The organism is Streptococcus oralis (assembly GCF_001579525.1).
Classification (GTDB): Bacteria; Bacillota; Bacilli; order Lactobacillales; family Streptococcaceae; genus Streptococcus; species Streptococcus oralis_M.
Genome location: NZ_KQ970788.1, coordinates 225,615 through 242,682, shown reverse-complemented (window position 1 = coordinate 242,682; position 17,068 = coordinate 225,615). Strand labels below are relative to the sequence as shown.

Annotated in this window: 15 protein-coding genes; 12 read left to right on the top strand and 3 right to left on the bottom strand. The window is 39.8% G+C overall.

From position 1 onward, the window contains the following. The first annotated feature begins 11 nt into the window (after nt 1-11). The 12 genes from SORDD25_RS01175 to lplA all read left to right on the top strand — a co-directional run bounded on the left by SORDD25_RS01175 (nt 12) and on the right by lplA (nt 14,487). The gene (locus SORDD25_RS01175) at nt 12-3,137 is read left to right on the top strand and encodes a type I restriction endonuclease subunit R, EcoR124 family (RefSeq protein WP_061852313.1); all 3,126 of its coding nucleotides are present in this window, start codon (nt 12-14) and stop codon (nt 3,135-3,137) included. Between the two features lie 80 nt (nt 3,138-3,217). Continuing rightward, on the top strand, nt 3,218-3,910 hold the full coding sequence (gene pynA, locus SORDD25_RS01170) for a pyrimidine 5'-nucleotidase PynA (RefSeq protein ID WP_061852312.1): 693 nt from the start codon (nt 3,218-3,220) through the stop codon (nt 3,908-3,910). A gap of 23 nt (nt 3,911-3,933) precedes the next feature. Further along, the gene (locus SORDD25_RS01165; RefSeq protein WP_061852311.1) at nt 3,934-4,227 is read left to right on the top strand and encodes a hypothetical protein; all 294 of its coding nucleotides are present in this window, start codon (nt 3,934-3,936) and stop codon (nt 4,225-4,227) included. Between the two features lie 121 nt (nt 4,228-4,348). Continuing rightward, nucleotides 4,349-5,002: a uracil-DNA glycosylase gene (locus SORDD25_RS01160; protein ID WP_061852310.1), complete on the top strand. Its 654-nt coding sequence runs from the start codon at nt 4,349-4,351 to the stop codon at nt 5,000-5,002. A 9-nt stretch (nt 5,003-5,011) separates the two neighbouring features. Then, nucleotides 5,012-5,476 (top strand): NUDIX hydrolase, encoded by a 465-nt coding sequence (locus SORDD25_RS01155; protein WP_061852309.1) that lies wholly within the window; start codon nt 5,012-5,014, stop codon nt 5,474-5,476. 12 nt (nt 5,477-5,488) lie between these two features. Continuing rightward, nucleotides 5,489-6,757 (top strand): dihydroorotase, encoded by a 1,269-nt coding sequence (locus tag SORDD25_RS01150; protein WP_061852308.1) that lies wholly within the window; start codon nt 5,489-5,491, stop codon nt 6,755-6,757. Nucleotides 6,758-6,798: 41 nt separating this feature from the next. After that, a complete protein-coding gene (locus SORDD25_RS01145) occupies nt 6,799-8,139 on the top strand; it encodes an MATE family efflux transporter (RefSeq protein ID WP_061852307.1) in 1,341 nt (446 codons plus the stop codon). Between the two features lie 179 nt (nt 8,140-8,318). Beyond that, nucleotides 8,319-9,287 carry a thiamine pyrophosphate-dependent dehydrogenase E1 component subunit alpha gene (locus SORDD25_RS01140; RefSeq protein WP_061420978.1) on the top strand — a complete coding sequence of 323 codons (969 nt, stop codon included), beginning with the start codon at nt 8,319-8,321 and terminating at the stop codon, nt 9,285-9,287. 16 nt (nt 9,288-9,303) lie between these two features. Then, the gene (locus SORDD25_RS01135; RefSeq protein WP_061852306.1) at nt 9,304-10,296 is read left to right on the top strand and encodes an alpha-ketoacid dehydrogenase subunit beta; all 993 of its coding nucleotides are present in this window, start codon (nt 9,304-9,306) and stop codon (nt 10,294-10,296) included. 213 nt (nt 10,297-10,509) lie between these two features. Beyond that, nucleotides 10,510-11,553 (top strand): dihydrolipoamide acetyltransferase, encoded by a 1,044-nt coding sequence (locus tag SORDD25_RS01130; RefSeq protein WP_061852305.1) that lies wholly within the window; start codon nt 10,510-10,512, stop codon nt 11,551-11,553. Between the two features lie 45 nt (nt 11,554-11,598). Further along, nucleotides 11,599-13,302, top strand: a complete 1,704-nt coding sequence (gene lpdA, locus SORDD25_RS01125) for a dihydrolipoyl dehydrogenase (protein WP_061852304.1) — start codon at nt 11,599-11,601, stop codon at nt 13,300-13,302. A 195-nt stretch (nt 13,303-13,497) separates the two neighbouring features. Beyond that, the gene (gene lplA, locus SORDD25_RS01120; RefSeq protein WP_061852303.1) at nt 13,498-14,487 is read left to right on the top strand and encodes a lipoate--protein ligase; all 990 of its coding nucleotides are present in this window, start codon (nt 13,498-13,500) and stop codon (nt 14,485-14,487) included. A gap of 72 nt (nt 14,488-14,559) precedes the next feature. On the opposite strand, the gene xerS is transcribed toward lplA, so the two are convergent. The 3 genes from xerS to SORDD25_RS01105 all read right to left on the bottom strand — a co-directional run bounded on the left by xerS (nt 14,560) and on the right by SORDD25_RS01105 (nt 17,051). After that, the gene (xerS, locus tag SORDD25_RS01115; protein WP_049491412.1) at nt 14,560-15,630 is read right to left on the bottom strand and encodes a tyrosine recombinase XerS; all 1,071 of its coding nucleotides are present in this window, start codon (nt 15,628-15,630) and stop codon (nt 14,560-14,562) included. Nucleotides 15,631-15,807: 177 nt separating this feature from the next. After that, nucleotides 15,808-16,245, bottom strand: a complete 438-nt coding sequence (locus tag SORDD25_RS01110) for a MepB family protein (RefSeq protein WP_000697143.1) — start codon at nt 16,243-16,245, stop codon at nt 15,808-15,810. Between the two features lie 65 nt (nt 16,246-16,310). Continuing rightward, on the bottom strand, nt 16,311-17,051 hold the full coding sequence (locus tag SORDD25_RS01105) for a CPBP family intramembrane glutamic endopeptidase (protein WP_061852302.1): 741 nt from the start codon (nt 17,049-17,051) through the stop codon (nt 16,311-16,313). Nucleotides 17,052-17,068: the final 17 nt, after the last annotated feature.

Below are 17,068 nucleotides of genomic sequence, written 5' to 3'. Positions count from 1 at the left end.
AGGAGTTACAGATGACTGTTTTTAGCAAAGAAGCTGATTTTGAACAGGCCTTGATAGAGGTACTTTTTACAAAGGGTTGGGAAAAAGAAATCCTTTATTACCCTACTGAGCAGGATCTGATTGAGAATTGGGCCAAGATTCTCTTTGATAATAACCGTGAACGCGACCGTCTCAATGACCAGCCTTTAACAGACGGTGAAATGGCTCAGATTTTAGAGCAGATTGAAAATCTCCGAACACCACTAAAACTGAACGGTTTTATTAACGGAGGTTCTGTCTCAGTCAAAAGAGACAATCCAGCAGATCCTGAGCATTTCGGAAAAGAGATCAGTCTCAAAATCTATAACCGTAAGGAGATTGCTGCAGGTTCAAGTCGCTATCAGATTGCAAGACAACCTCAATTTCCAACAAAATCTCCCATTCTCCATGATAGACGAGGCGATTTGATGCTTTTGATTAATGGCATGCCAGTCTTTCACTTGGAGCTAAAACGCAGTGGTGTTCCAGTAAGTCAGGCCACAGCACAAATCGAAAAGTATGCCAGAGAGGGCATTTTCACAGGGTTCTTCTCTTTGGTTCAAATCTTTGTGGCCATGGAGCCTAATGAAACTGTCTACTTTGCCAATCCAGGACCGGATGGACGTTTTAATCCAGATTATTATTTCCATTGGGAAGATTTTAATAATGAGTTAATCAACAACTGGAAAGATATTGCTGTTTATCTTTTGTCAATCCCGATGGCGCATCAGCTAATCGGTTATTACACTATAGCTGACCAGTCGGATGGAATTTTAAAAGTTTTACGTAGCTACCAATACTATGCAGTTGCAGCAATTTCTGACCGGGTAGCTAAAAATAAGTGGGCTGATCGCAATCAGCTTGGTGGTTTTATTTGGCATACAACAGGATCTGGCAAGACCATGACTAGTTTTAAAGCTGCCCAGCTAATTGCTAACTCAAAAGATGCAGATAAAGTAATATTTTTATTGGATAGAATTGAACTAGGCACTCAGTCTATAAAAGAATATCGAGGTTTTGCAGAGGAGAGAGAATCAGTTCAAGAAACAAAAAATACCACTATGCTCAAGACTCGCTTGAAAAGTAAGTCTCCCGAAAATACTTTGATTGTTACCTCCATTCAAAAAATGAGTAATATCAAAGAGGAGGACGGGATGACCGATGCAGAGCTGGAAGAGATGAGAAAGAATAGGATTGTATTTATCATCGATGAGGCTCATCGCTCTACTTTTGGCGAGATGATGATTACCATTAAAGAGACATTTCCTCAAGCTCTGTTCTTCGGTTTTACTGGTACGCCTATTAAAAAGGAAAATGAGCGAAAAAAGAATACAACAACTTCGATTTTTGGTCAAGAATTACATCATTACACCATCGCGGATGGAATTCGCGATAAAAATGTTTTAGGTTTTGATCCTTATAAAGTCTTAATCTATAAGGATCGTGAAATCAGAGAAAAAGTAGCCCTAGATCAGGCGAACGCTTCTAGTGTAGAAGAAGCAGTTAGTAAGCCAGAAAAGAGTAAAGTCTACTATCACTTTATGGATGGTTCAAAAGTCAAGATGGCAGGCTTTATGAATAGCAAAGAGAAGTACATCAAAGGAATTGAAGACTACATACCAAAAAATCAATATCTAACACCTGACTATCAGAAAGCTGTTGCAAAGGACATCTGTGATAATTGGCTAACCTTGAGTCGTAACGGAAAATTCCATGCTATTTTTGCGACTAGCAGTATCCAAGAAGCTATTTCTTATTATCGATTGCTGAAAGCAATAAAGCCTGAGTTAAGAGCAACAGCGTTATTTGATCCAAATGTTGATAATAATGACGACTTTGATTTTAAAGAAGATGCTCTTGTAGAGATTCTAACGGATTATGAGAAACAGTATGGTCAACTTTACACTTTGGCATCTCATGATCGTTTCAAAAAGGATGTTTCTAATCGTTTGGCGCATAAACACCAGCATAAATGGATTGAAAGAGAGCCAGAAAAGCAATTAGACTTACTTATCGTTGTAAATCAAATGTTAACAGGTTTTGATTCTAAATGGGTTAATACTCTTTATGTAGACCAGTTGATGAAGGATGAACTGATTATCCAAGCATTTTCTCGAACCAATAGGATTTTTGGAGAGGATAAACCATTTGGTACCATCCGCTATTATCGTAAGCCTCACACTATGGAACGGAATATTGAAGATGCAGTTCAGCTTTATTCAGGCGACAGTCCTGTAGAGCTTTTTGTCAATAAGTTAGATCAGAATTTAGTAATGCTAAATGCTCTTTTTTATCAGACTCGAGAAATTTTTGAAAGTTCCGGTGTAGAAAATTTTGAGAAACTTCCTGCTGAGAGAAGTGAAAAAGCAAAATTTGCTAAACTATTTAATTCGTTTAACGATTATCTTGAAGCAGCCCGGATTCAAGGCTTTAAATGGTCTAAATTACACTACGAAATTTCAAAAGGTGCTGGAAAGAAAAAATCAGTAGTGGATGTAGTATGCGATGAGACGACGTATAACATTTTAGTTATTCGCTATAAGGAACTGATGAGTAATGGTGGTGGAGGCAAAGGTCCAGGTGATGTACCATTTGATTTGTCAACCTCTATAATTGAAATAGATACTGGAATGATTGATGCTGACTATATGAATTCTCGTTTCCAAAAGTATATTAAAGCTTTAGGAACGGAGGAATCTGAAAGTCTTTTGAATGAACTGCACAAAACCTTTGCAACCCTGACACAGGAAGAGCAAAAAATTGCAAATTTAATCTTACACGATATTCAAAATGGGGAGATAGAGGTAGATAGTACACTGACACTTCGTGACTACATTAATGACTATCAGGTTCAAATTCATTATGATCGAATTAAACGTTTAAGCGATACCTTTGGTCTTGATGAAGAACTGTTAAGACAAATGATGTCTATGAAGTTGACTGAAACAACATTAAATGAATTTGGTCGTTTTGATCTTTTAAAAAATTCTGTTGATAAACAGAAAGCTAAGTCATATTTTGAAAATATAACTGGAAATACACTGACAACGTTTAAGATAAATGTTAAAACATCAGATTTACTAAAGCGGTTCATTCTTGAAGGTGGTTTTGAAGTCTGAATAATTTGCTTTCATCCTGATATTCTTAATTCAACTATTTTATCATCGTGAATATCAATTCATTTCAGAAAGGAAACTCAATGCCCTACAAATTTCTACTCTTCGACCTCGACCACACCTTGCTTGATTTTGATGCTGCTGAGGATGTGGCTTTGACGCAACTTCTAAAGGAAGAAGGAGTTGCGGATATTCAAGCCTATAAAGACTATTACGTTCCTATGAACAAGGCTCTCTGGAAGGACTTGGAACAAAAGAAAATCAGTAAACAAGAGCTGGTTAACACGCGCTTTTCTCGTCTATTTGCTCATTTTGGACTGGAGAAAGACGGTAGGTTACTTGCTCAGCGTTACCAATTTTACTTAGCCCAACAGGGACAAACTCTTTCGGGTGCTCATGAACTCTTGGACAGCCTCATCGAGCGCGATTATGATTTGTATGCTGCGACAAACGGCATTACTGCTATTCAGACAGGTCGTTTGGCTCAATCAGGTCTGGCTCCCTATTTCAACCAAGTCTTTATTTCCGAGCAGTTGCAAACTCAAAAGCCCGATGCTTTGTTTTATGAAAAAATCGGTCAACAGATTACTGGCTTTGATAAAGAAAAGGCCCTGATGATTGGAGATTCCCTAACAGCTGATATTCAAGGTGGCAACAATGCTGGAATTGATACTATCTGGTACAATCCCCATCATCTAGAAAATAAGACGCAAGCCCAGCCGACTTATGAAGTTCATTCTTACCAAGACTTGCTGGATTGTTTGGATGCTATGTAGTGCTTTTCCTAAGAGGTATTGATATGGAAACTAAAGTCATTGAAGAGATCGACAACTTACTAAAGCTCATTGAGCAGTATCAGTTAGAATGTGTGAATGCTCAAGTGAATTCGTTAAAAGAGTTAAAGTATTTCATAAGCAATCATATAGAGTTAAGTACTCGAGAAAAGATGAATATCCACTATTCACTCTTTCTCCCTAGGGGTGGCTTATCTGAACTCTACTATATGGATGCTAATCATGAACAGATGATGTCTGTAAATAATCAACTTTCCTATGCTATTGATACAATCGAAAAGTTTTTAATGGGTGATTGATACTGTGAACACTCATGTCAAATAGTAGGATCAATAACAGTATATGTAAGAACTGTAAAAAGTGGTTTCCATAGCCACTTTTTGCTATAATAGAGGCAGTAAAAATGAAGGAGTAGGCTTTATGCAACACTCGTCTTGGCATGCTTTGATTAAGGAGCGATTACCTGAAGGGTATTTTGGGAAAATAAACCACTTTATGGAGCAAGTCTATGCGCAAGGAACAGTTTACCCGCCTAAGGAAAAAGTTTTTCAGGCTCTATTGACAACACCTTTAGAAGAGGTTAAGGTGGTGATTCTAGGGCAAGACCCCTATCACGGGCCAGGTCAAGCTCAGGGATTGAGTTTTTCTGTACCTGACTCAATCCCAGCTCCGCCGTCCTTGCAAAACATTTTAAAAGAATTGTCAGATGATATCGGCGTTAAGAAATCACATGATTTGACGTCTTGGGCTGAGCAGGGAGTCTTACTTCTCAATGCTTGCTTGACGGTCCCTGCTGGTCAGGCCAATGGTCATGCTGGGCTAATATGGGAGCCCTTTACAGATGCTGTGATTCGGGTTGTCAATAATCTAGACAGACCTGTAGTCTTTGTACTCTGGGGTGCTTATGCACGCAAGAAGAAGGCCTTGATTACCAATCCACACCACTTAATTATCGAATCAGCCCATCCTAGTCCGTTATCGGTTTATAGAGGATTTTGGGGTTCCAAACCTTTTTCCAAGGCCAATGAATTTTTAAAAGAGACCGGACAAGTGCCAATCGATTGGCTTAGATAAGGAGAGAATATGCCTCAGTTAGCGACGATTTGCTACATTGATAACGGAAAAGAACTGCTCATGCTCCATCGCAATAAGAAGCCGAATGATGTCCATGAAGGCAAATGGATTGGTGTGGGTGGAAAGCTAGAGCGAGGGGAGACACCTCAAGAATGCGCAGCGCGTGAAATCCTCGAAGAAACAGGTTTGAAAGGTAAGCCTGTGCTAAAAGGCGTTATCACTTTTCCTGAGTTCACGCCTGATTTAGACTGGTACACCTATGTTTTTAAGGTAACGGAGTTTGAGGGTGACTTGATTGACTGCAATGAGGGAACTTTAGAATGGGTTCCCTATGATGAGGTTTTGAGCAAGCCAACTTGGGAGGGTGATCACACTTTTGTTGAGTGGCTTTTAGAGGACAAACCTTTCTTTTCAGCCAAGTTTGTTTATGATGGGGATAAATTATTGGATACCCAAGTTGATTTCTATGAATAAAGGAGAAAGCAGATGTTACTAATCAAAAATGGTCGTGTAATGGATCCCAAGTCTGTTTTGGATCAAGTGTGTGATGTTTTGGTCCAAGATGGGAAAATTGTCAAAATTGCGCCTGAAATTAAGGAAGAAGGAGCAGAACTGATTGATGCTACTGGGCTTGTAGTTGCGCCTGGACTCGTGGATATTCATGTTCATTTTCGTGAACCTGGTCAGACCCACAAGGAGGATATCCATACTGGTGCTCTAGCAGCCGCTGCAGGTGGTTTTACAACGGTCGTCATGATGGCTAATACCAATCCAACCATCTCAGACGTGGAGACTTTGCAAGAAGTTCTTCAGTCAGCTGCTAAAGAGAAAATCAATGTTAAGACGGTTGCGACCATTACTAAGAATTTTAATGGCCAAGACTTAACTGACTTTAAGGCACTTTTGGAAGCTGGAGCAGTTGGTTTCTCTGATGACGGTATTCCGCTTGAGAGCAGTAAAGTGGTCAAGGAAGCCATGGAAGAAGCTAAAAAACTTAATACTTTTATTAGTCTTCATGAGGAAGATCCAGGTTTGAATGGGATTCTTGGATTTAACGAAAACATCGCTAAGGAACATTTTCATATCTGTGGAGCGACTGGGGTGGCTGAGTACGCTATGATTGCGCGTGATGTTATGATTGCCTATGCAACCAAGGCCCATGTTCACATTCAGCATTTGTCTAAAGAAGAAAGTGTCAAGGTGGTGGAGTTTGCTCAAGGACTAGGTACGCAGGTCACAGCAGAAGTAGCGCCACAGCATTTCTCTAAGACGGAAGTTCTCCTTTTGACACAAGGAAGCAATGCCAAAATGAATCCTCCGCTTCGTTTGGAATCAGACCGTCGAGCCGTTATCGAAGGGCTCAAGTCAGGTGTTATCACAGTTATCGCAACGGACCACGCGCCTCACCATGCAGATGAAAAAAATGTAGAAGATATCACTAAAGCACCATCTGGTATGACTGGCTTAGAAACCTCTCTTTCTCTTGGTTTGACTTATTTAGTGGAAGCTGGTGAGCTAAGCTTGATGGAATTGCTTGAAAAAATGACTGTTAATCCAGCCAAGCTTTACAACTTTGAAGCAGGTTACTTGGCTGAGAATGGTCCAGCGGACATCACTATCTTTGATGCCAAGGCTGATCGTACTGTTGGTCCAAACTTTACTTCAAAATCAGCTAATTCTCCATTTATTGGGGAAACTTTAAAAGGGCAGGTTAAATATACCATCTGTAAGGGACAAATCGTCTATCAAAACTAGATGGGACTCTGCTATATAAACTATAAGAATAGAGAGCGTATATGTATCCAACCCATCAATTTAAAGACAAATTTGTCTTATTTCTTAAGATATTTTTCCCTATCCTGATTTATCAGTTTGCCAATTATTCTGCCTCTTTTGTTGATACAACCATGACTGGACAGTACAATACCATGGACTTAGCAGGAGTATCAACTGCAACGAGTCTATGGAATCCTTTCTTTACTTTTTTAACAGGGATTGTTTCGGCCATGGTTCCCATCATAGGCCATCATCTGGGACGGGGCAAAAAGGAAGAAGTAGCATCTGATTTTTACCAATTCATCTATTTAGCTTTCGGACTGTCTTTGCTCTTGCTTGGCATGGTAGTATTCTTAGCGCCACCTGTCTTAAACCATATTGGTCTAGAAGCTCAAGTGGCGGCAGTTGCAGTTTCTTATCTTTGGTACCTTTCTATCGGGATTATTCCCTTGTTGCTTTTTAGTGTCATTCGGTCATTGTTAGATTCTCTTGGTTTGACCAAACTATCTATGTATCTCATGCTCCTATTACTTCCGCTCAATAGTGGTTTTAACTATCTCTTGATATATGGAGCTTTCGGTTTCCCTGAGCTTGGTGGCGCAGGAGCAGGGCTAGGAACTTCGCTAGCCTATTGGGTTTTATTGGGCATTTCCCTGCTTGTTTTGTTCAAACAAGAAAGGTTAAAAGCGTTACATCTTGAAAAACGCATTCCACTAAATATAGATAAAATCAAGGAAGGTGTTCGATTAGGTCTACCAATCGGGGGAACCGTATTTGCTGAAGTAGCCATTTTCTCCGTGGTTGGACTAATCATGGCTAAGTTTTCATCGCTCATCATTGCCAGTCACCAGTCAGCTATGAATTTTTCCAGCCTCATGTATGCTTTTCCTATGAGTATTTCCTCTGCTATGGCGATTGTTGTGTCTTACGAGGTGGGGGCTAAACGTTTTGAGGATGCAAAAACCTATGCTCGTCTGGGGAGAGTAACCGCCCTTATTTTTGCAGGTCTTACCCTATCTTTTCTCTACATTTATAGAGATCGTGTTGCAAATCTATATGGAAATGACCCTCAGTTTATTGAAACAACAGCTGTATTTCTAACCTACAGTCTCTTTTTCCAATTAGCTGATACCTTTGCGGCTCCGCTCCAAGGAATTTTAAGAGGGTATAAGGACACTATCGTTCCTTTCTATCTTGGCCTAATCGGATATTGGGGAGTAGCGATACCACTAGGATATCTACTAGATCAAGTAACTGACTTAGGGGCATTTGCCTACTGGATTGGGTTAATTGCCAGCTTGATTGTTTCTGGTTGTTTGTATCAATGGCGTTTGAAAACCGTAATGAAAAGATTGAGCTAATTTTAAGAAATTATCCTGAAAAAACAACTTTGTGAAAAAATGCTCTAACTAGAGAGAATCCCTGTTTTAACAGGGATTTATTTTTTTATATTGTGAAATTTTATTAGCCATATACTTTGACAGTGTATACTAAAAAAGGTAAAATAGTAAGGTAAGTACAAAGTTAGAAAGGCAAGATTATGTCAACTTTAGATAAGAATCTTTTGCTAGAGATGTTCCGTAAGATGGAAGAAATCCGTCGCATGGACTTAAAAATCGCTCAGTTAGTGAAAAAGGGAAAAGTTCCCGGTATGACTCACTTTTCTGTCGGAGAGGAAGCTGCTAACGTCGGAGCGATGCTGGCTCTTAATCCAGATGATCTGATTACCTCAAATCACCGTGGACACGGGCAAGCTATTGCTAAGGGGATTGACCTCAATGGAATGATGGCTGAAATCCTCGGGAAATACACTGGAACCTGTAAAGGAAAAGGTGGTTCTATGCACATCGCTGACTTGGATGCTGGGAACCTTGGTGCCAATGGTATCGTAGGTGGTGGTATGGGAATCGCTGTCGGTGCAGCCCTCAGTCAGCAAATGCAACATACTGGTAAAATCGTTGTCTGCTTCTTTGGAGATGGCGCGACCAACGAAGGTGTTTTCCACGAAGCAGTGAACATGGCTTCTATTTGGAAACTTCCTGTTATTTTCTACTGCATTAACAACGGTTATGGGATTTCTGCGGATATCAAGAAAATGACCAATGTGGAGCATATCCATCAACGTAGTGCTGCTTATGGAATCCCTGGAATGTTTATCGAAGATGGAAACAATGTCATCGACGTTTATGAAGGATTTAAGAAAGCAGTAGATCATGTTCGTGGTGGCAATGGCCCAGTCTTGATCGAAAGTGTAACCTATCGCTGGCTTGGTCACTCATCATCTGACCCTGGTAAATATCGTACGCGTGAAGAAGTGGAATTGTGGAAACAAAAAGACCCAATCGAAAACCTTCGCAAATACCTCATTGAAAACAATATTGCGAGTGCAGAAGAATTGGAAGAAATCCAAGCGCAAGTCAAGGAAGCAGTAGAAGATTCTGTTAAATTTGCAGAAGAAAGCCCATTCCCACCACTAGAATCAGCATTTGAAGATATTTACGCAGACTAAGGAGAAAGAGATAAAAATGGAAACAAAAACAATGTCGTTTCGTGACACCGTTATCCTTGCTATGTCTGAGGAAATGCGTCGCGATGAAAATGTGTTCTTGATGGGAGAAGACGTCGGTGTTTTCGGAGGGGACTTCGGAACCTCTGTTGGAATGCTCGAAGAATTTGGCCCAGAACGTGTCCGTGACTGTCCTATTTCTGAAGCTGCTATCTCTGGAGCAGCAGCGGGAGCAGCCATGACGGGACTTCGTCCAATCGTCGATATGACCTTTATGGACTTCTCGGTTATTGCCATGGATAATATCGTCAACCAAGCTGCTAAAACACGTTATATGTTTGGTGGTAAAGGTCAGGTTCCAATGACTGTACGTTGTGCAGCTGGTAACGGAGTTGGTTCTGCGGCCCAGCACTCGCAATCTCTAGAGTCTTGGTTTACACACATCCCTGGTCTCAAGGTTGTAGCTCCAGGTACGCCTGCGGACATGAAAGGACTGCTCAAGTCTTCTATCCGTGATAATAACCCTGTTATCATTCTTGAGTATAAGTCAGAATTTAACCAAAAAGGGGAAGTACCAATTGATCCAGACTACACAATCCCACTTGGAGTTGGCGAAATCAAACGTGAAGGTACAGATGTAACAGTCGTTACTTATGGAAAAATGCTTCGCCGTGTGGTTCAAGCTGCTGAAGAATTAGCAGAAGAGGGAATTTCAGTTGAAATTGTGGACCCACGTACCCTTGTTCCTCTTGATAAGGATATCATCATTAACTCAGTGAAGAAGACTGGTAAGGTCGTTCTGGTCAACGACGCCCACAAAACAAGTGGCTATATCGGAGAGATTTCAGCTATTATTTCAGAATCAGAAGCATTTGATTATCTAGACGCACCAATCCGCCGTTGCGCCGGAGAAGATGTGCCAATGCCTTACGCACAAAATCTAGAAAATGCAATGATTCCAACAGTTGAAAGCATCAAAGATGCAATCCGTAAGACTTATAACAAAGAATAATATTACATAAATTAAATTACGTAAATTTTTAGAGATTTTAATTTTAGTAACTTGAGACACGTTTCGTGTACAAGTTACTTGTAGAGTCGAACACGGGCTAAAGTCTGCGTGAAAAAGATAAACTTTCCTAGAAACTAAAGTTTCTTCGTCAAGTTTCCTATTTTCACTTTGACTTTCTATGCCCTTTGTATCATAATTAGAATTGGAGAGGTCATGGCTGATGACAAGCTAAGAGCGACTCCTGCGGCTAGAAAGTTAGCGGATGATTTAGGGATCAACCTCTACGACGTTTCTGGCTCAGGTGCAAACGGTCGTGTCCACAAAGAAGACGTGGAAACTTATAAAGACACAAACGTGGTTTGCATTTCGCCACTTGCAAAACGAATTGCCCTTGAACATAACATTGCTTGGCAGGAAATCCAAGGAACGGGTCATCGTGGTAAAATCATGAAGAAGGACGTTTTGGCCTTGCTTCCTGAAAATATCGAGAACGACACCATCAAGTCTCCTGCTCAAATCGAAAAAGTGGAAGAAGTTCCAGACAATATCACTCCTTATGGTGAGATTGAGCGTATTCCAATGACACCAATGCGTAAGGTTATCGCCCAACGTATGGTTGAATCTTACCTAACTGCGCCAACTTTCACACTCAACTATGAAGTTGATATGACTGAAATGTTGGCCATTCGTAAGAAGGTTCTTGATCCGATTATGGAAGCGACTGGTAAAAAGACTACTGTAACAGACCTTCTTTCACTCGCTGTTGTGAAAACATTGATGAAACACCCATACATCAACGCTTCATTGACAGAAGACGGCAAGACCATTATCACTCATAACTATGTTAACCTTGCGATGGCAGTTGGAATGGATAATGGATTGATGACACCTGTTGTTTACAATGCTGAAAAGATGAGTCTTTCAGAGTTGGTTGTGGCCTTCAAGGATGTCATTGGTCGTACCTTGGATGGGAAATTGGCTCCAAGCGAACTCCAAAATTCAACCTTCACAATTAGTAATTTGGGAATGTTTGGTGTTCAGTCCTTTGGTCCGATTATTAACCAACCAAACTCAGCAATCCTAGGGGTGAGCTCAACAGTTGAAAAACCTGTAGTTGTCAATGGTGAGATTGTCATTCGCCCTATCATGAGCCTTGGATTAACCATTGATCACCGTGTTGTAGATGGTATGGCTGGTGCTAAGTTTATGAAAGACTTGAAAGCCTTGATTGAGAACCCAATCTCAATGTTGGTTTAAAAATACAGTATTTATTTTTAGAGATATAGATAAAGGAAGTAAGACATGGCCTTAGAAGTAATTATGCCAAAAGCCGGCGTGGATATGACAGAAGGACAAATCGTCCAATGGAATAAAAAAGTCGGAGAATTTGTAAAAGAAGGAGAAATCCTTTTGGAAATCATGACTGACAAAGTCAGCATGGAATTAGAAGCCGAAGAAGATGGATACTTGATTGCCATCCTTAAAGGAGATGGGGAAACTGTTCCAGTAACTGAAGTTATCGGTTACCTCGGAGAAGAAGGGGAAAACATCCCAAGCGCTGGAGCGGCTGCGCCAGAATCAAAACCTGCACCTGCAGCTAGTGCCTCAAACAACGACGGCAAGAGCGATGATGCCTTTGATATCGTTGTAATTGGTGGAGGTCCTGCTGGTTATGTTGCAGCAATTAAAGCAGCCCAACTCGGTGGGAAGGTTGCCCTTGTTGAAAAATCTGAACTTGGTGGAACCTGCTTGAACCGTGGATGTATCCCAACTAAGACCTACCTTCACAACGCTGAAATCATCGAAAATATCGGTCATGCAGCAAACCGTGGTATCGTGATTGAAAATCCAAACTTCACTGTAGATATGGATAAACTCCTTGAAACCAAGTCTAAGGTTGTCAATACTTTGGTAGGTGGAGTTGCAGGTCTTCTTCGTAGTTACGGAGTTACTGTTCATAAAGGAATTGGTACCATCACTAAAGACAAGAATGTCTTGGTAAATGGTTCGGAATTGCTTGAAACCAAGAAAATCATCCTTGCTGGTGGTTCAAAAGTCAGCAAGATTAACGTTCCTGGTATGGAATCATCACTTGTGATAACAAGTGATGACATTCTTGAAATGAACGAAGTGCCAGAGAGCCTAGTAATCATCGGTGGTGGGGTTGTCGGTATCGAACTCGGCCAAGCATTCATGACATTTGGTTCAAAAGTAACTGTTATTGAAATGATGGACCGTATCGTTCCAGCTATGGATGCGGAAGTGTCTAAGAATCTTCGCTTGATTTTGGAGCGTAAAGGAATGACCATCTTAACAGGTACAAAACTGCAAGAAATCATCGAGGAAAATGGTCAACTTCGTATCAAGGTTGAAGGAAAAGATGATATCATCGCAAGCAAAGCGCTCCTTTCAATTGGTCGTGTGCCAGACCTCGAAGGAATTGGCGATGTTGAGTTTGAATTGGATCGTGGACGTATCAAGGTCAATGAATACATGGAAACTTCTGTTCCTGGAATCTACGCACCAGGTGACATCAACGGTACTAAGATGTTGGCGCACGCAGCCTTCCGCATGGGGGAAGTTGCTGCTGAAAATGCCCTCAAAGGAAACCATGCTGTTGCCAAATTGAACTTGACTCCAGCAGCTATCTACACTCTTCCTGAAGTAGCAGCAGTAGGTCTAACAGAAGAACAAGCTCGTGAGAAATACGATGTAGCCATCGGTAAATTCAACTTTGCTGCTAACGGTCGTGCCATTGCTTCTGATGCAGCTCAAGGTTTCGTAAAAGTTATCGCTGATAAGAAATACGGGGAAATACTTGGTGTGCATATCATTGGTCCTGCAGCCGCAGAATTGATCAATGAGGCATCAAGCATTATTGAAATGGAAATCACTGTTGAAGAAATGCTGAAGACTATCCACGGACACCCAACCTACTCTGAAGTGATGTACGAAGCATTTGCAGATGTTCTAGAAATGGCCATTCATTCACCTAAGAAAAAGTAAATAAGTTTTTCAACTAAATTTTCTTAAAGTAGTGCGGACGGCAGCGACCTCTATTAGAGTTCCATGCCTAAAAATTGAGCCTCTTGTCTCAATTTTTCCGAGAAATGTAACGTGTTATCGTTACATTTCTTTTTACCACTTTAGAAAATTGGATTGCTATGAACAGAATTTAAAAACTAAATTTTTGGAAATACTATGAAATATATTATCAATCATTCAAACGACACTGCATTTAATATCGCCTTGGAAGAATATGCCTTTAAACACTTAGTAGACGAGGATCAAATCTTCCTACTTTGGATTAACAAACCATCTATCATTGTTGGACGTCACCAGAATACTATCGAAGAAATCAACCGTGATTATGTTCGAGAGAATGGCATTGAGGTAGTCCGCCGTATCAGTGGTGGTGGAGCTGTTTATCACGATTTAAACAACCTCAACTACACCATCATTTCAAAAGAAGATGAAAACAAGGCCTTTGACTTCAAGAGCTTCTCAACTCCAGTTATCAATACCTTAGCTCAACTAGGCGTTAAAGCTGAATTCACAGGCCGTAATGACCTAGAGATTGATGGCAAAAAATTCTGTGGCAATGCCCAAGCCTATATCAATGGGCGTATCATGCACCACGGTTGCTTGCTCTTTGACGTTAATTTGTCAGTCCTTGCTAACGCCCTCAAGGTTTCAAAAGATAAATTTGAATCAAAAGGTGTGAAATCCGTTCGTGCCCGTGTAACCAATATTATCAATGAATTACCAGAAAAAATCACAGTTGAAGAATTCCGAGATTTGCTATTGGAATACATGAAAAAAGAGTACCCAGAGATGACTGAATACGTTTTTTCTGAGCAAGAATTAGCCGAAATCAATCGTATCAAGGATACCAAGTTCGGTACTTGGGACTGGAACTACGGTAAATCACCTGAATTTAACGTCCGTCGTGGAACAAAATTCACTAGTGGTAAGGTTGAAATTTTTGCTAACGTCATTGAATCAAAAATCCAAGATATCAAGATTTACGGTGACTTCTTTGGTATCGAAGACGTTGCAGCTGTAGAAGATGTCCTTCGTGGCGTGAAATATGAACGCGAAGATGTCCTTAAGGCCTTAGAAACTATTGACATTACACGCTACTTCTCTGGAATTAGCCGTGAAGAAATCGCTGAAGCAGTAGTGGGGTAAAAAGAAAAGAAGTTGGTTATATGACCAGCTTCTTTTTATGAGCGATATTTTGCATAAATATTTTTATGTATTCTATAAACTATCTAAAGCATTCTTTTGTTCATCATTGACGATATGGGTATAGAGGTCAGTGACTTGTGTGCTAGCATGACCTAACTGATGGCTGACCAAAACTTGCGATTTAGTTGCATCATATAGCCTAGTTGCTAGGGTATGGCGTAGTTTGTGGGGAGTTACACGGACTTTGAAGTCCTCAGAGTACTTAGCAACCATTTTCTCGACGCTGGAAGCATCGATACGATTGGGAACACCTCGGTATAAGGTCAGAAAGAGCGCTGTATCTGTCTTTTCCGTTTTATAGCGTTGATTTCGAATGGCGAGATAATTTTCAAGGTAAGGCTTGGCGAAGGCAGCGACATTAACCGAGTCTCGTTTACCCCCTTTTCGAGTGACATCAATCACCATCATTTTGAGATTGAGATCTCTTAGATCCAGATTAACTGCTTCAGATAAGCGGACACCTGAGGCCAAGAGAAGAGCAATAATGGCTAAATCACGTTCTTTATTTTTATTGAATGACGAGAGAGCACGATTTGAGAGCTGTTGTGGGTACTCTTGGTCGATATAGGTTAGAAAACCTTCTGTTTCATCACCTAGAAAGAGTTTTTGCTTGATGTTTTCAGCTCTAGCAGCAAGAGTTTCTTTCTTTTTCTTGGTTGAAACTTTCTTCATTACATTACGATAGAAATAAGGTTCCCCTTGGTCGTTTTCAACCTCCTCGGTCAGATACTTGTAAAGACTGGAAAGTGCTGACAAGGTCCGATTGATGGTCGTCTGAGAGACACCTTGCTTGGTTGTATTAGCATTCAGCAAAGGTCGTTCACGTAGATACAGGATAAAGGATTCCATATCTTTCTTAGACATATTTTCCAAGACTGATAAAGGAATGTCAGACATTTTATCAGCATTTGAAATACCAGACTCCAAAACCCAGCTAAAAAATCGATCGTATTCCTTGAGGTATTCGTACAAGGTTGTAAAACTGTAGGGAACAGCAAGCTTTGATTGGTAGTATTCCAAGACATACCAGGGCATGATTTGTTTTAGTTTGTCGATTCGTTCCAGTAAAATCTCACGTTTCATGTATTTTCTCCATAATTAAGTCTACTAGTAGTATAGCATAGACTAATATATTTTTCAAGAAAATTATAGTTTTTCGGAAAGATGTTGTAAGTGTTTGATGGATTCTAGAAAAACAAAGACCTGGTTCCACAATCATAAGAAACAGGTCTTTTGTGTGTATGTAATCCGGCAATATGTTTATATTTTAATTTCTCTAAAATATTGCAATTGCCATTTTTGTGTTGCTCGAGCTGTTGTATTTAAATTTGAGCACCAAGGAGGATAAAATCGCATAGACATTTTTCCATTGCTATCTTTTGTCGACAGAATGTTTTTACGAATAGCCACCTCGTTTGGAATAATGAATAGTCCCCTCTTATCATTATCAATGATAACGATTATAAGTTCATTTCCTAAGTCCTCATTGGTATAAGGAATGTTCTTGTTGTTTTGGTCTTTTTTCCAAAAAACTGTAAAATATCCTTCTTTTTTTGGTGTTCTTTTTGCCAAGCGGCATCTTTTATACCCTTGCTCTTCCTTTATATTGATAAGAATACCTTCGTATTTTTCATTGTATTTTTCTTCAATGAAATCAAAATCACCATAAAAATTATATAAAACATCGAGTATTTTCATTATGATGTATGTCCTCCTTAGCAAATAACTTTTCCTAAGAATAATACTGTTTCCAACAAAATCAGCTACCGACTATACTCATCTTTTTTATGTATTACCATATAGCAGGATATCAAAATGACGAAAATTTTAATCAGGTAGGTTTCGTATCGATCAGTATCTATGGTTAGCTGAGACAAGACGTTAATGATCGAGTGTGTCATAACACAAATCCAGAGATTGCTTGTCTTGATATAAAGAGCTGAGAGTATGAAAGAATTCGTCAGCAATCCAAATAAAAACGGTAGAGTTTGCAGTGTTTCTAGGGAACCATCTATGTAAAAGAACAACAGATGCCAAATCGCCCAGCTGAAAAATGTTAAGATTGTTGAGTGAAAATACGGTAGCTTCTCTTGTAAGATTGGTTGAAAGACATATCGCCATCCAATCTCTTCTATACCGCCAAAGACAATAAATTTAATGAACATCAAAAATGGGAGATACCAGCTAAATTCTATTATTTTCCCACCAAACATTAGAAAAGCAAAATCAAGGATAATTAGGAAAAAAGATAATAAATAATGTTTATAACTAGTATGGATGTTAAAAAAATCTTTTACGATCTTCTTAAAATGAATATGAAAATAGTGATTTGCAACAATTATTCCCCAAAGAGCTGAAGAAATCCCACCAACAATGATTCCTAAAACAGTTAATAGATTGGAATGAACAGAAAAATGATTCAAGAAAAAGAAAAGGAGACAAACTGATACTATTTGGCTAAATGTACCTAGTAAATATACCGCAATTGCCTTATTTCTTTTCATAGAGAATCCTTTCAAAT

Bases quoted from the DNA above. Each gene is read 5' to 3' on its own strand.
- SORDD25_RS01135 (WP_061852306.1), top strand. From the start codon at position 9,304: ATGGAAACAAAAACAATGTCGTTTCGTGACACCGTTATCCTTGCTATG.
- xerS (WP_049491412.1), bottom strand. From the start codon at position 15,630: ATGAAACGTGAGATTTTACTGGAACGAATCGACAAACTAAAACAAATC.
- pynA (WP_061852312.1), top strand. From the start codon at position 3,218: ATGCCCTACAAATTTCTACTCTTCGACCTCGACCACACCTTGCTTGAT.
- SORDD25_RS01130 (WP_061852305.1), top strand. From the start codon at position 10,510: ATGGCTGATGACAAGCTAAGAGCGACTCCTGCGGCTAGAAAGTTAGCG.
- SORDD25_RS01175 (WP_061852313.1), top strand. From the start codon at position 12: ATGACTGTTTTTAGCAAAGAAGCTGATTTTGAACAGGCCTTGATAGAG.
- SORDD25_RS01160 (WP_061852310.1), top strand. From the start codon at position 4,349: ATGCAACACTCGTCTTGGCATGCTTTGATTAAGGAGCGATTACCTGAA.
- SORDD25_RS01145 (WP_061852307.1), top strand. From the start codon at position 6,799: ATGTATCCAACCCATCAATTTAAAGACAAATTTGTCTTATTTCTTAAG.
- SORDD25_RS01150 (WP_061852308.1), top strand. From the start codon at position 5,489: ATGTTACTAATCAAAAATGGTCGTGTAATGGATCCCAAGTCTGTTTTG.
- SORDD25_RS01140 (WP_061420978.1), top strand. From the start codon at position 8,319: ATGTCAACTTTAGATAAGAATCTTTTGCTAGAGATGTTCCGTAAGATG.
- lpdA (WP_061852304.1), top strand. From the start codon at position 11,599: ATGGCCTTAGAAGTAATTATGCCAAAAGCCGGCGTGGATATGACAGAA.
- SORDD25_RS01155 (WP_061852309.1), top strand. From the start codon at position 5,012: ATGCCTCAGTTAGCGACGATTTGCTACATTGATAACGGAAAAGAACTG.
- lplA (WP_061852303.1), top strand. From the start codon at position 13,498: ATGAAATATATTATCAATCATTCAAACGACACTGCATTTAATATCGCC.
- SORDD25_RS01110 (WP_000697143.1), bottom strand. From the start codon at position 16,245: ATGAAAATACTCGATGTTTTATATAATTTTTATGGTGATTTTGATTTC.
- SORDD25_RS01165 (WP_061852311.1), top strand. From the start codon at position 3,934: ATGGAAACTAAAGTCATTGAAGAGATCGACAACTTACTAAAGCTCATT.
- SORDD25_RS01105 (WP_061852302.1), bottom strand. From the start codon at position 17,051: ATGAAAAGAAATAAGGCAATTGCGGTATATTTACTAGGTACATTTAGC.